The sequence below is a fragment of the Aporhodopirellula sallentina SM41 genome (assembly GCF_000346505.1).
Taxonomy (GTDB): Bacteria; Planctomycetota; Planctomycetia; order Pirellulales; family Pirellulaceae; genus Rhodopirellula; species Rhodopirellula sallentina.
The window spans coordinates 1-14,683 of record NZ_ANOH01000023.1; the positions used below are offsets into that span (position 1 = coordinate 1).

General features: G+C 59.4%; 8 protein-coding genes. 7 read left to right on the plus strand and 1 reads right to left on the minus strand.

Annotation, left to right across the window (positions count from 1 at the left end; genetic code table 11):
* From RSSM_RS01160 to RSSM_RS01170, 3 genes are all read left to right on the plus strand, one after another.
* Nucleotides 1-2,653, plus strand: a 2,653-nt coding sequence (locus tag RSSM_RS01160; protein WP_044300481.1) for a DUF1553 domain-containing protein, incomplete at its 5' end; no start/stop codon positions are given.
* Between the two features lie 132 nt (nt 2,654-2,785).
* A complete protein-coding gene (locus tag RSSM_RS01165; protein ID WP_008673592.1) occupies nt 2,786-4,231 on the plus strand; it encodes a DUF1501 domain-containing protein in 1,446 nt (481 codons plus the stop codon).
* A 545-nt stretch (nt 4,232-4,776) separates the two neighbouring features.
* Nucleotides 4,777-5,322, plus strand: a complete 546-nt coding sequence (locus RSSM_RS01170) for a hypothetical protein (protein WP_008673593.1) — start codon at nt 4,777-4,779, stop codon at nt 5,320-5,322.
* A 208-nt stretch (nt 5,323-5,530) separates the two neighbouring features.
* Here RSSM_RS01170 and RSSM_RS01175 read toward each other — a convergent pair whose 3' ends face one another.
* Nucleotides 5,531-6,913, minus strand: a complete 1,383-nt coding sequence (locus RSSM_RS01175; RefSeq protein WP_144059477.1) for a carboxypeptidase-like regulatory domain-containing protein — start codon at nt 6,911-6,913, stop codon at nt 5,531-5,533.
* 430 nt (nt 6,914-7,343) lie between these two features.
* Here RSSM_RS01175 and RSSM_RS01180 point away from each other — a divergent pair, with 430 nt between their 5' ends.
* The 4 genes from RSSM_RS01180 to RSSM_RS01195 all read left to right on the plus strand — a co-directional run bounded on the left by RSSM_RS01180 (nt 7,344) and on the right by RSSM_RS01195 (nt 14,548).
* Entirely contained in the window at nt 7,344-8,939 is a 1,596-nt protein-coding gene (locus RSSM_RS01180) for a TIGR01777 family oxidoreductase (protein ID WP_008673596.1), read from the plus strand.
* Nucleotides 8,940-9,116: 177 nt separating this feature from the next.
* Nucleotides 9,117-9,563 (plus strand): hypothetical protein, encoded by a 447-nt coding sequence (locus RSSM_RS01185; protein ID WP_008673597.1) that lies wholly within the window; start codon nt 9,117-9,119, stop codon nt 9,561-9,563.
* 390 nt (nt 9,564-9,953) lie between these two features.
* Nucleotides 9,954-14,057 (plus strand): S1 RNA-binding domain-containing protein, encoded by a 4,104-nt coding sequence (locus RSSM_RS01190; RefSeq protein ID WP_008673598.1) that lies wholly within the window; start codon nt 9,954-9,956, stop codon nt 14,055-14,057.
* A complete protein-coding gene (locus tag RSSM_RS01195; RefSeq protein ID WP_008673599.1) occupies nt 14,057-14,548 on the plus strand; it encodes a hypothetical protein in 492 nt (163 codons plus the stop codon). The genes RSSM_RS01190 and RSSM_RS01195 overlap by 1 nt, the downstream gene beginning before the upstream one ends.
* Nucleotides 14,549-14,683: the final 135 nt, after the last annotated feature.

The window sequence follows — 14,683 nt, forward strand, 5'->3', positions numbered from 1 at the left end:
GCCGACGGTGGAAGAGATCCACGCGTTCCTCGATGATACCTCCGAGGACGCCTACGAAACCGTGGTGGATCGTTTGCTCGAGAGCACCGCGTGTGCGGAACGTTTGACGAGTGAGTGGCTCGACGTGGCTCGGTATTCCGACACGTTCGGGTACCAACGCGATGACGAGCGGTTCGTCTGGCCGTACCGGGACTGGGTGATCGATGCGTTTCACGGCAACATGCCGTATGACGAATTCATCACATGGCAACTCGCCGGTGACTTGTTGCCCAACGCCACCCGCGAACAGCGTTTGGCGACCGCGTTCAATCGGTTGCACTCGCACAAGAAAGAAGGCGGCGTCGCGATCGAGGAGTTCCGCGTCGAGAACGTGGCCGACCGGACTCATACCGTTGGTGCGGCGTTCCTCGGACTGACCATGGAGTGCTGTCGTTGTCACGACCACAAATACGACCCGCTGACGGCGGAAGATTATTACTCGATGTCCGCGTTCTTTGACGACATCGACGAGAACGGTTTGATCTCGTACTTCACCGACGCCGTGCCCACGCCTGCGATGCCGCTACCGAGTGATGAACAGCAAGCGGCGATCGACGCGGCACGCGAGAAAGTTGCGTCAGCCGAGTCGGCGTATCGCGAGTATGTCGAATCCGGCATGGAGGACGGTTTCCAAACTTGGCTGGCCGAGCGACGTCTCTTCAACCCGATGCCCGGACACGTGGTTTCGTTGTCGATGGATGAACTGAACAAACCCGGCGACGGCGAATTGATGTCTGAAACGGGGAAGAAGCTCTCACCGGATTCGGTTCATGCGTTGCCCAACGAAGCGACCGGCCGCGATGCCAAGATCGCATTGACGCCGCTGGCCAACACGCACGTCGAAGGCAAGTTCGGCAAAGCGATGCAGTTGACCGGGGACGACTCCATTTTCATGCCCGGCGAGGGGCACTTCGAACGTCACGATCCGTTTTCATTCTCGATGTGGATTTGGTCGCCCGAGGTGGAGACGCGTGGCGTGTTGATCCGCCGCTCGCGTGGTTGGGACGATGCCGGTTCGATCGGTTACGAATTGACCCGCGAGGGAAACAAACTCGTTGCGAAGCTGTGTCATTTCTGGCCGGGGGACGCGATCGCGGTCGAGACCACCGATGGGTTGGTGGCGGAAAAGTGGACACACATTGCCATGACATATGACGGATCGAGCCGCGCGGCCGGATTGAAGATCTACGTCGACGGCCAACCTGCGGCGACACGCGTCGTTGTCGATCATTTGACCCGCAACATCACAAATTGGCGTGCCGGATACAACGACCTCGCAATCGGCGAACGGTACCGGGATCGCGGTTTTGTCGGCGGCCGGGTGGACCAATTCGATGCGTTCGATCGCGAGTTGAGCGACCTCGAGGTGCAGCAACTCTACGACGGGAAGGCGTTGTACGCGGGCCTGATCCGTCCCGCCGGCGAACTGTCCGATTCGGATCGTGAAACGCTGCGTTCGTACTACCTGTTGGCCGTCGACAAGCGAGCCGACCAATTGCGGAAATCGCTGCGTTCCGCTCGTCTCAAACTGAACAAAGCCATCGATGCGACGCCGGCGATGTTGGTGATGCGCGAAAGTGCCCAACCGCGTCAGGCGTACGTGCTCGAACGGGGCGTCTACGACCAACATGGTAAACCTGTCTCGCCACGTGCTCCCGAGTTCCTGCCGCCGATGGATGACGATCTGCCACGCAACCGACTCGGGTTCGCGAAGTGGTTGACGCATCCCGATCACCCGCTGACCGCTCGCGTGACGGTGAACCGGTACTGGCAAATGATGTTCGGCAAGGGCCTCGTTCGCACGTCGGAAGACTTCGGCAACCAGAGCGAACCGCCGACGCACCCGAACCTGCTCGACTGGATGGCCCGTGACTTCGTGGACTCAGGATGGGACGTTCGCAACCTGCTGCGAAACATCGCGTTGTCGGCGACCTATCGTCAGAGCAGTGTCGTTTCGGCCGAAGAGCGAGACAAAGACCCGGAGAATTTGTATTTGGCTCGCGGAACCGGGCAGCGTTTGTCGGCGGAAATGATTCGCGACAACATGCTCGCTGTCAGTGGTTTGTTGGTCGACAAAGTCGGCGGCCCGCCGGTGAAAACTTATGACGTCGCGCTCGCGTACAACCCGTTGAAGGTTGACGACGGCGAGAAACTTTATCGACGCAGCCTCTACACGTTCTGGAAGCGAACGTCGCCGGCACCGGTGATGATGACGCTCAACACACCGACTCGTGAAGTATGCCGGATTCGCCGCGAGATCACGTCGACGCCGCTGCAGGCTCTCGTGCTGATGAACGGGGCTCAGTTTGTCGAAGCCGCTCGGGTGACCGCGGGCAATTTGCTCGCCGAACACGGCGACGACATCCATGCAATGGTGTGTGACACCTTTGAGCGTCTGACCAGCCGCCAGCCGTCTAAACGGGAGTCCGAAATTCTCGAGCAGCTCTACGCCGAACAGCTCGCCGGGTTCAAAGCAAGTCCAAAGAAGGCGAACGAATTCCTCGACGTCGGACAAGCGAAAGCTTCGCCGGATGTCTCACCACCGCAGCTCGCCGCCGCCACCGTCTTGGTCAACGCCGTCATGAACCTCGACGAGTGCGTCCGGCACCGATAACCACGACTGTTCTGCTCTGCCATGAAACCATGGAGGCGATCGTTTCGCGGGGTTTCCAAACGACAGAGCCGATTGTTATTCACCGCATCTTTTCCAATCGCCGTTCGACCCATTCATCCCTAGGAACAAACGATGAGTACCAATATTTGCACCGGATTTGATCCGTCGGTTTTGTCACGTCGTCAATGGCTCGGGCGTTTCGGCTACGGGCTCGGCTCGATGGCGCTTTCCGAGCTACTCCAACGCGACACTGCATCGGCCGCACCGTCGGCGATCACACCGTCGACGCACTTCCCGCCCAAAGCGAAACGGATCATCTTCCTGTTTCAATCCGGTGCTCCGTCGCAGATGGATTTGCTCGATTACAAACCGAAACTCAACGAGATCAACGGTCAAGAATTACCGGCCTCGGTTCGAATGGGACAACGTCTGACCGGAATGAGTGCTCACCAAGCCTCGTTTCCGTTGGTGGGCTCGCCGTTCAAATTCGCTCAGCACGGTGAGAGCGGCCATTGGATGAGCGATCTGTTGCCGCACACGGCGAAGGTTGCCGACGACTTGTGCGTGATCAAGTCCATGAATACCGAGGCGATCAACCACGGTCCCGGCGTGACGATGATGCAGACGGGCTCCCAGTTCCCGGGCCGGCCCAGCATGGGAGCGTGGTCGTGGTACGGGCTCGGCAGCGAAAACGAAGATCTGCCGGCATTCGTGGTGATGGTCTCGAGCAAACGGGGTGGGCAACCTCTCACCGCCCAGCTCTGGGGCAGCGGTTTTTTGCCGGGCAAATACGACGGCGTGGAACTGCGTGCGGACAAGGACGCGGTGTTGTATCTCAACAGCCCTGCGGGGATCGATCGTGCCAGCCGCCGCAAGGCTCTCGACCGACTCGGCGAGCTGCACCAATTGCAACTCGAAGCGACCAGCGATCCGGTGATCGAGAACCGCATCGCTCAGTACGAGATGGCGTTCCGGATGCAGACGTCGATTCCTGAGGTCACCGACATTTCGGGCGAAACGAAAGAAACGCTCGCACTCTACGGCGACGAAGTGACCAAACCAGGCACCTACGCGTCGATGTGTCTGCGGGCACGCCGCCTCGCGCAGAAAGGTGTTCGGTTCATCCAGTTGTACCAACCCGGTTGGGATCAACATGCGGGCTTGCCCGGCGGGATCGCCAACCAATGCCGCATGACCGATCAACCGACCGCGGGGCTGATCCAAGATTTGAAGAACCACGGCATGCTCGAAGACACCCTCGTGATCTGGGGCGGCGAGTTCGGGCGAACGAGTTATTGCCAGGGCAAGATCACGGCAAAGAGCTTCGGACGCGACCACCACCCGCGTTGTTTCACGATGTGGATGGCGGGCGGCGGAGTGAACGCCGGTCACTCGCACGGTCAGACCGACGAGTTCAGTTACAACGTGGTCGAAGACGGCGTGCACATCCACGATTTGCACGCAACGATTCTGCGTTTGATGGGAATCGATCACGAGCGATTGACGTACCGCTATCAAGGTCGCGACTTCCGCCTCACCGACGTCCACGGCCACGTGGTCGATCCGTTGATCGCATAAGTAACATCAAAAACACGTCGTCGATGTCGCCGACTCGCGCACACGTGGACCACTACTGCAAAAGATTAAGGCAGTTCCCGTAGCGAAAGTCGCCAAGACTTTCGGCGTTTCGCAGGGCCCGCTCAAACTCTCGGTAGGCTCTCGTTTCATTGGGGAAACCACGAGACGCAAGATCGGCTATCAGCCCGACGCACAAGCGACTGATTGCGTGTGATCCCTCGCTGGCGCAGCGGGCTGTTAATCTAAACGGTTCGGCTAAATCTCATCGTGAGCGGCAAGGCCCTGGCCGCCGGTATCGACGCCTCGAATCTGAAACAACGGCCAGTCGGCGAGTTTCGCGACCCACGTGGATTCTGAAAATTCGCCACAGAATTCACCTAAACTCAGCCCTCCGAAGTCTGGCGAGATCGGCTACGTCATTCTAAAAAGGCTCAAACAGGAGGAAAAACGGGGTCGCCCCCCCACACTGGGCCGGGGACTAGCTAGATTGTGTGCCAGCGTTTGGTTGAGTTTCCACTGCCGTTTCCTGTCGACAAAGTCCATCGATGAACGTTTTTGATCTTTGGTTGCCGATTCTTCTGTCTGGTTTGGCAACGCATATTCTGAGCACGTTGAACTGGATGGTTTTCCCCCACCATAAGACCGAGTGGAGGAAGATGGCGTCGGAGGACGAGTTTCAAAATCTCGTTGTCCTCGAGAAAGTCCCGCCGGGGCAGTATGTGTTGCCCTTCAGCGATTCGCCTGATGAGATGAAGTCAGACGAGTTCAAAAGCAAGCAAGCCAAGTGCACCGGCACGCTGATTCTCTGGGACAAGCCGGTCAACATGGGGACGGCGATTGCGAAAACGATCGCGTTTTTCATGGTCACGGCGTTTGTGATCGGTTACCTCGCGTCGCTGGCGCTCAAACCGGGGGCGAGCTTCACCGACGCGAGTCAATTCGTCACCACGGCGGGATTGCTCGCCCACTGTTTCGCAAAATTCCCTCACGTGTTTTGGTTCAAACGCCGGATCGCGATGGAGTTGCTCGACGGAATCGTCTACGCCGCCGTCACCGGCCTGATCTTCGCGGCGCTCTGGCCGTCGGCGTGAACCAACCGTCCTGGGCGTCATGCGAACCGCGGCGTAGCCCGCAAGCATTTAGTGATTTACCACGTCCAACCCCGTAGGGAACGTCGCCAAGACATTCGGCTTCACACCATCGACCTGCAAGGCCGAAACTCTTGGCGTGTTTCGCTACGTTTGTGGAGCTTGGATTTTTTGGGGCGCGGAGATTTTCGGGTCCGTACTCAATCTCGTGTTACGGTTTGCCGGTGGCGGCGTAGTTTTGCCAGGCTTGTGCGAATGTTTCATCCGGCAGCCAGTTGGCGGTGCTGCGTTCGCCGGGGAATTGCGAGTAGGGAAAAATTGCCAGTGTTTGCATGCCGCCTTGTTCGCGGTCGTAGTGCTCGCCCAGCCAGCCCGAATCGATCGCGGGCGTTTGTAAATCTTCATCGGGCCATGCGAGTTGCTCAGCGTTCCGTTGCCATCCGCTGAACCGGAGACGTAGGCAAGATTCACAGAACTTTGTCACCAGCGAGAAGGTGGCGTCTCGGTCGCGGGGCCAGTGACCGCTTTCGCCATCGACGAGCAGCGCGACCGGGGCATTGCGTTGACGGCGCAGGTCTTTCACCGCCGACATTTGTCCTTGATCGAAATAGCTGTCTTGATCGCCATGCATGATCAGGCCGGGGACTTTTTCAACGCCCGGAAAGATCAAATGCCAACTGCCGCCGGAGTGAAACGAAACCCATCCGATCACGCGATCGGGTCGCATCGCGGCATAGGAAGCGGAAAAGCCGGTGCCGTTGGAATGTCCAAACGTGAAAACGGGGACAGTCGTCATTTCAGGGTGTTGAGTCCGCTGAGCGATCTGGGCCAACACGCTATCGAGTGCACTGGCCGGATAGATGCCTCGTTGAATCACGTCGCCGAGTACACCGACGAGTGCCAAGCGATGGCGGTCAGCGAACTTTCGCACGAGCGGGCTTTCCATCATCGGTCCGCCGACGCCGTGTTCGGAGATAAGGAACAGACCATTGAGTTTAGGCGTTTCCGGTGGCAGGTAGATTCGGAATATCGCTTCGTCGTGGGGCTCTTCGCCAAAGCGTTCGACGATTTCGCGATAGAGGCTCTCGTCCATCGGTCGGCCTTGATACCGCTCGCGATCGCGACGAATCGCACCCAGGCAGTGTGACATCGAAATTTGAGCCGTGTGTTGGATCAATCCCGTGTCGTCCGTCTTCGCCACCATCGCGGTTTCGACCGGCGCGTCAGTGTCGGTGATCGTGAGAAGTTTCTCGTTGTAGCCTTCCTTGGTGAGTCGGAGACGGATCGGCGTCGAGGCGTGAACCGTCAAAAAGAATTCTCCGTCGCGGTCGGTCTGCGTTGACGCGGCGTCGCTACGATCGGAGGCGGAGTGGTTGGTGGTTGTCTGTTCGGAAAGAACGTGAACCGAAACGTTGGGCAGAATGTTGTCGCTCGTGTCTCGAACGGTGCCGTTTAGGGTCACGCGTTCGTTGGGATCGCTCGGCGGTGCCTTTTCACCAGAGGCGGGTGTGACCGCGGTGAATGCATGGACGGTGAACGCAAGGATCACGACGAGTTGCAACGAGAGATGGGGGACTCGGCAAAGGTGGTTCATGGTGTGGATCGGGCGGCGGTCAGCGAGGTGGGCGTCAGGTGGGGAGGACGGAATCGGATCACCCTTCATGAGACATCGTTTAGGCGGGGCGATGCCGGATTGATCAACGGACGTGCGATGTGGCATGCAGCATGGCAGGTGCTCCCGTTGGCTAATTCCTGATCAAACCGATTTGTCACGGCTTTTTATGTATCGATAAACTCTTTCCGCTGTTTTTGCCCGCAGGGTGTGGTTTGCGGACGTTGGAAGTTACCAATCGTTCTCAGTGTGGACGGTACGTGACGATCGCTCGCCGATGCGTCGTGTGGAGTCTGCATGTCGGGTTTATTTCGCTGGATCGGGGGAAGCGAATGTGGCAATCGTGTTGCCCAAACGCATTGTCGGCCTGTGATTTGCTATATGTGGTTTGCTATGGTGCTAGGGGGCTGTAATGGATTGTTCGTGGTGGGGAGTGATGCGTCGTTTGAGTGTTGGTCATTTGAGCGTTGACGCTGGCGAACAATGCGGTGGAATCTTTACTTACGAGGCAGGAATCTTGGACAACTCGACTGATTCGACCGGCGAGACGCCCTCGCCTGGCGGCGCCCCATCTTCCCATGGCGTGAACGGTGCGGAAACGGTGGGCGTGGAAACACCCGCCGACGTTTCGCATTACGTGGCGAGCGTCGATCTGCCCGTTTCGGTTGAGGATGCGTTCTCGTATCACGAACGTCCCGGTTGTCTCGGTCGATTGGTGCCGCCATGGGAATCGGTTGAAATCGAACATTCTGACAACAGCCTTGCTGTCGGCAGTCGAGTCGTGTTGAAGGCAGGATTGTTGGGTGTTCCTCTTCGATGGCATGCCCGGCACACGCGGTATGAGCCGCCGACGTTGTTCGCCGACGTGCAAGATTCCGGCCCGTTCGCGTTTTGGCATCACCAGCATCGTTTCGTGGGGACCGCTCCGGGAGCTTCGCGATTGACCGACGACGTGGCCTATCAAGTTCCGATGAGCGGCGTGGGGGAATTATTCGGCGGTTCAATGGTGCGTCGAAAATTGGAATCGATGTTCGCGTACCGACATCGCGTCACCCGAGACGACATGGCGTTGATGGCGAAGTACCCGGGTACGCCGAAAACGGTGGCGGTCTCCGGCGCGACCGGATTGGTCGGTTCGGCGTTATGCAATTTGTTAACGCTGTTGGGGCACAAAGTCTACAAGATCACGCGGAGCGATCAGGCTGGGGAAGGAGAAATCGCCGCGTGGTCGAGTGATGAGGAATTTGAAAAGTTCAACGAAGTCGACGTGGTCGTTCATCTCGCGGGCAAATCGATCGCGAGCAAGCGTTGGACCGATGACGTCAAACAAGAGATTCGCGACAGCCGTGTGTTGAAGACGCGAGAACTCAGCGAACGGTTGGCGAAATTGTCGAGTCGACCCGAGACGCTGATTTGCGCGTCGGCGACCGGGTTCTATGGAAACCGCGGTGACGAAATGCTCAGCGAGTCGTCCAAACCGGGAGACGATTTTCTCGCGGGCGTCTCGCAGGAATGGGAGGATTCGTGCCAAGCCGCCTCCGACGTCGGCATTCGGGTAGTGAATACGCGTTTCGGGATCGTCTTGTCGCCCAAGGGTGGAGCGTTGGAGCAGATGTTACTGCCCGCTAAACTTTGCGGCGGTGCTCTCGGCAACGGACGACAGTACTGGAGTTGGATCGCGTTGGATGATGTGCTCGGTGCGATCGTTCACTGCATCCACACCGATTCGGTTTTGGGCCCAGTGAACTTCGTCTCGCCGACTCCGATGACCAATCGCGAGTTCGCCAAAACGCTCGGCCGCGTTCTCGGTCGTCCCGCCTTGTTTCCGGCACCCGCTCCGGTGTTGCGGGTCGCGATCGGTGAAATGGCCGATGCCTTGCTGCTCGCGAGTATACGGGTGATTCCGGAACAGTTGCAATCGAGTGGCTATGAGTTTCGGTTCCGTTCGCTCGACGATGTGCTGCGGTACTCGCTCGGCAAAGCTCGCTTAGAAAGTGGCGATCGTTGATGTGTCGGATCCAGGTCGTTGGATTCGCCCGGATTCAGGACTCCAAAGTTTGCCGGCATCAGTACGTCATTATTGAGAACGCATTCGTGTCCAATGATCCATCAGCGACTGGATTTTGAAATGGAAGTTCGTCAATCGCGTTGCACGTCCGCAGATCGTTAGAGGGAAGTAGTGCTCATGCTGCCTCAGGCATTGTTTGTTTTGAATCTTCTCTCGACGTGGTACCTCGTCGGGCTGATTTGGATGGTGCAAATCGTGCACTATTCGATGTTTGACCGTGTTGGCGAGGACGTGTTTGCTCGCTACGCGACCGATCATGCTCGGCTGATCACGCCGATCGTGATGTTCCCGATGTTGATCGAGATCGTGACGGCGGCGGGTTTGATCGCATGGGCTCCGGCCGGCGTGCCGCGGTCGTGGATGGTGGTCGGATTCGCCCTGGTGGTGGCGATTTGGGCCAGCACCGCGTTGTTGCAGGTGCCCTGTCACTCACGGTTGGCCGGTGGTTTTGATGTCCAGGTCTACCGGCGGTTGGTCTCGACCAATTGGATCCGGACGGTCGGCTGGACGGTGCGAGGTGGTCTGATGGCGGTTTGCCTGTGGCGGCTGTTGATGGCGAGATAGAGCGTTCTGAAACTCCGCGTTTCCCACCCCGTAGCACTGGGCGGATCGATGGGCATGACCCCGAGAACACCGGGGGGGGCACGACGCGGGCGATCGAGCAAAACCGGCTGCCGAGCTTCACCCGCACCCCGGCCAAAAAGTGCAATGGTTGACAATCTGCCCCCGGCGGCTTTATCCTCCCCAGGCTCGATCCAGAGCGGTTCGTCTATGGTCCTCGCAGCGTTTCGATCGGGGCCGGATTCGTGTTCGTGTTGAGAATGCGTGCTGGTCCTTTCGATTCACCCAAGCGACGGCGTCCGCTCGATCAAATACCCACTTTCGCGTGTTTCGTGAACGACCGTTTGACTCTCGTGTCGTTCCCCCAAAGTTAGTAAAGCGACCGAACATCTGATGAACGTTGATCTGGACGCAATCGCCCAACGCGGGCGTTGCGAGGTTTCGAGTTTACGTTTGGCCCTGCCGTTGATCGAGCAAGGCTACACTCCCCCGTTTCTCGCGCGGTATCGTCGAGACGAATTGGGGGGCCTCGACGAATCGAGTCTGTGGGCGTTGTCTCACGCCGTCCGCACGCAGCAACGACTCGACGAATATCGCGAGCAGTTGCACACGGCCTGGAAAGCGACCCAGCTCGCCGATCCGGCAATCGGACGAGCCATTTCCAACGCGAAATCACGACGTTTGCTCGACCGGCTGAGCCGCCGGGTGAAGGCCGAGTCGAACGAATCGGGCAGTCTGGCGCAGCGGTTGGCCGTCCGTGTGATGAGCCCCCAGAAGGGCGACGGGGACAATCTCGAGGCGATCGCGGGCGGGTTGATGCAGTCCGCCGCCGAGGCAACGCAGAAACCTGCCCCGTCCGAAACCGAAGCAGCCGAAGCGACGCCGGACGCTGAATCGACCGCGTCCGCTCCGTCGGCAGAGTCGGCGATCGCCAAACTCGATGACGCGTTGGCAAAACGGATGAGCGGCGATCCACGGATCATCGGCGCCGCCGTTCGATGGCTGGCGCGGAATGCAAAGATCCATATCGTCGATGTGACCGACCCGCACGGCGGCGACGACGGTGATGAAGAACCGGCCAAGTCGGAGAAAAAAGGCAAGAAAAAGAAAAAAGGCAAAGCCGTTGCCGCTTCCGCCGAAGCCACTTCCGATGACAAGCCAGCCGAGGGCAAGCAGGCCGATGCGGAGCCGACGCAAGCAAACGCGTCCGATACCGAGGTTGCGGCAACTCCTGCTGTCGAAACCCCGACTGCTGAATCCGCGACTGCTGAATCCGCGACTGCTGAATCCGCGACTGCTAGCGAAACTCCTGCTGCTGAGCCGGTTGCCGAAACCTCGGCTGGGTCGGCTGAACCTGCTAGCGAAACTCCCACCAGCGAAACGCCTGTCGCCGAGGGGTCGCCTGCCGAGGCCCCCGCGGCCGATCCAGCACCCGCTGCGGACGCGTCACCGGCGAGCGACGTAACTTCGTCCGCTGACGCTCCTGCGGTTGAGACTCCTGCTGCCGAATCCAGCCCGGTGACCGAACCGACGGCTGAGGCCTCCGCGTCGACCGAACCGGCGGACGCTCAGGCCGCGACAACCGACCCACCTGCTGCTGAATCGAACCCGGGAGAAGCCGCTGCGGCTGATAAAGCCGCACCGGTGGAAGCCGCGACAGAGTCGGCTGAGCCCAAAGCGGCCGCCTCGGAAAAGAAAGCCGCTCCGGCTTCAAAACCGAAGAAGAAAAAGATTTCTCCGCGTCAACGCCGACGCCGTTGGTTGGTCAGCACGCTCAAGCCGCTCTCGGGCAAACGCATGCCGGCAGGCAAACTGAGTGCGTTCCAAGTCGTCATGCTCAGCCGAGCGTTGCGAAGCCAAGTCGCCACGTGCGCGTTCGATTACGACGCCGCTCAACTCGTCGCGGAAGTTCAGAAAGCCGCATCGAACTTGAACCGTCACTTCAGCGAACGGCTCGCTTCGATCGTCTTGGCCAACGAAGCCACACTGCGTGACGCCGCTGAGAGTGCGTGGTGGGACGAAATTCAAGAACAAGCGTCCTCGCGGCTCGTTTCGATCGCTGCCGACAACCTGCATCGTCAGATCAATCGTGGCGGCGTGGAAGCGAAAGTCGTGATGTCGATCGACGCGATCGGTCCCCGCACCGCGGCGACGTCGATCGTTGCCGCCGACGGCCGCGTTCTGCACAACGAAGATATCCCGTGCCAACTTTCCGCCGCGATGCGAACGCTCGCGGTGACGAAGATGGGCGAGTTGATACACAAATACCATGTTGACCTGATCGTGATCAGCAACGGTCCGGCCCGGCGTGCTTGCATGATCGCGGTCGGTGAATTGATCAAACAATCAGCGGATCAGTCCGTGCGTTGGACGCTCGCTGATCGCAGCGGTGCGGACGCCTACGCGGGCAGCGCCGCCGGTGACCAGGAAATGCGTGCAACGCCGCGTCGATTCCGGTCGGCCGCATGGATCGCGTTTTCAACGTTGCAGCCTTCCCAAGCGATGGTGAAGGTCGATCCGTTGAAACTCCGACTCGGATCGTTCCAACGCGAGTTATCCGACCAAGCCGTCTTGGACGCCCTCGAGGATGTGCTCGTCAGTGGTGCCGCTCGCGGCGGTGTGGACGTCAATTCGACGACCGCGTCTTGGCTCGAACGCTTGCCCGGCATGACCTCGGCAACGGCGGAAAAGATTGACTCCGAACGTCGTGAGAAACTGATCAGCTCACGCGACGATCTTCTGGTGCGAGCCGAATGGGAATCGCCGATCCACACGCGTCAGGCGTTGCCGTTCCTGCGAGTTTTCGGCAGCGAAGAGACGCTCGACGGAACCCTGATTCACCCGGACGATTACGCTCTGGCGAAACGACTGGCCAAGGCACTCGAGATCGAATTGCCGCCGCAAACACCGCCGGGTTATGAACTTCCTGACTACAGCGAACCGAAGCCGACCGGGGCAGATCCCGCGACTGAAGGTGCTGCCGCCTCCGGTGCAGAGGATGGTGAACCGGGGTCGGCCGAAGCTGCGATTGCGGAGACTCAGTCGTTCGGTCCTGCCGATACAAACGATTCGGAAGAGTCCACCGCGGACGCGGGTGGCGAATCGGAAGACACCCCATCGGCGCAAACGCCGACCGAAGAGTCCGCACCTGAGGCTGCCGCTGATGACGCGATCGCGGATGCCAAGCCCGACGGTGAGGATTCTTCCGAAGCCGAAGCGAAGGTAGAGGCAGCTGCCGAGGACAGCGCGGAGGCGAGTGCCGGTGATGACGCTCCTGCCGCAGCCAGTGACGAATCAGCCGAACCCGCTGAGGCGTCTGCGGGGGAAAGTGCAGATCAGACCGCTGCTGAAAATCCAGCCCCATCGGTTCCCGAACCGTTCCGTCAGCCCAAGCCCGAACGTGCCAAGGTCGACAAACTGGTCAAGGAATGGCAAGTCGGTGTGCGTCGATCCAAGCAGATCGTTGATTGGCTCTGTGAGCCCTTCGGTGAAGGGACTGTTGGCGGTGCCGCTCCGGCCGTGATGACGACTATGCCGGCGCTCAACGAACTCAAAGAAGGCGACCAAGTCATTGGCGTCGTGGTCGGTGTGATGCCGTTCGGTGTCTTTGTCGAATTGACACCTGAATGCAGCGGATTGATTCACGTCAGCCGAATCTCAGACGGCTTCGTCGAAGACCTCCACGAAGCGGTTCAGGTCGGCGATGTGGTAACCGCCTGGGTGACGGGAATCGACAGCAAGCGTCGGCGTGTCGGACTCAGTGCGATCTCGCCCCAACGCGAGGCGGAATTGCAAGCACGCCGTCATGATTCACGAGCACCTCGAGGCGGCCAGGGACGTGGCGGCCAAGGTCGCGGCGGACAGGCTCGCGGAGGACAAGCACGTGGAGGACAAGCACGTGGAGGACAAGCACGTGGAGGACAAGGCGGCCAAGGACAAGGTGGCCCTCAAAATCGAAAACAGGGTGCCGGCGGAAACGAATCAGGCGGACCACCACGTGGACGTGGCGGAGGACAATCCGATCGCTCGGGCGGTGGACCTCGCCGTGACGGTCGTGGCGGTGGACGCGACGGCGGACGTGGGCGTTCCGGTGGCGGTCGCCGTGATCAACGGGGCGGACGCGGCCAACGTCGACCAGAAGTTTACGAAGTGGTCGGCAAGGAACCCGATTCGGCGCCACTTTCCGACGCCATGCAGGAAGGCAAAGAGCCACTGCGTTCGTTCGGCGATTTGATGCAGTTGTTCAACAAGGACAAAGCCAAACCTGCGGACGCGAAGGCCTCGGAAGCAAAGGCCTCGGAAGCAAAGCCATCTGATTCAAAGCCGACCGAGGAGAAACCTGCGGAGTCGAAATCGGAAGAGCCAAAGCAGCCCGAAGCCAAGCCTGCCGACGCGGCACCACCGGCTGAAGAATCCAAGCCGGTTGCCGAAGCGACCAGCGAAGCACCGGCTGCCGCAGTTTCGGATAACAATCCGTCTGCCGGAGAGAGTGCCTGATGAGCGACGATTTCGAATCCCGTCTTGAGTCGGCGATCAATCGAGGTCGCCGACGAGCGGAATATCAAGCGTCGGAGGAACGTCGCAAGGAACTGACCGAAGAGGACCTCAAGCGGCTTCATGCGTCGTATCGATTGACGTTGTCGGAAAAGATTGAGAAAGCGGTCCACCAAGTCGCTGATCACTTCCCTGGTTTCCGCACCGAATCGGTGTTCGGCGAAGAAGGTTGGGGCGAAGCCTGCTACCGCGACGATCTAAGGCTCGACGCCGGCAAACGCAGTAACCTCTACAGTCGCCTCGAAATCGCGATTCGTCCCTACAGCGACCTGCGTGTGCTCGATCTCAAAGGCAAAGGCACCGTCCTCAACCGAGAGATTTTCAATCGGTCGTTCTACGCAAAGATTGCCGAGGTCGATCCCGACGAGTTCGCCCAACTGATCGACACCTGGGCCATCGAATACGCCGAACTCTACGCCGCCAAAAGCAGTTAACCCCACGTAGCTCGGTGTTTCCAAGACCGAGTGCAGGGGTCGGTTGGATTGTTGAATCGATGTGCTGGGATCGCCTGCTAGCTCAATAGTGGTTTGTCCGCCTCGAAGATGCGGACCTACGTGTTGTCACACCAG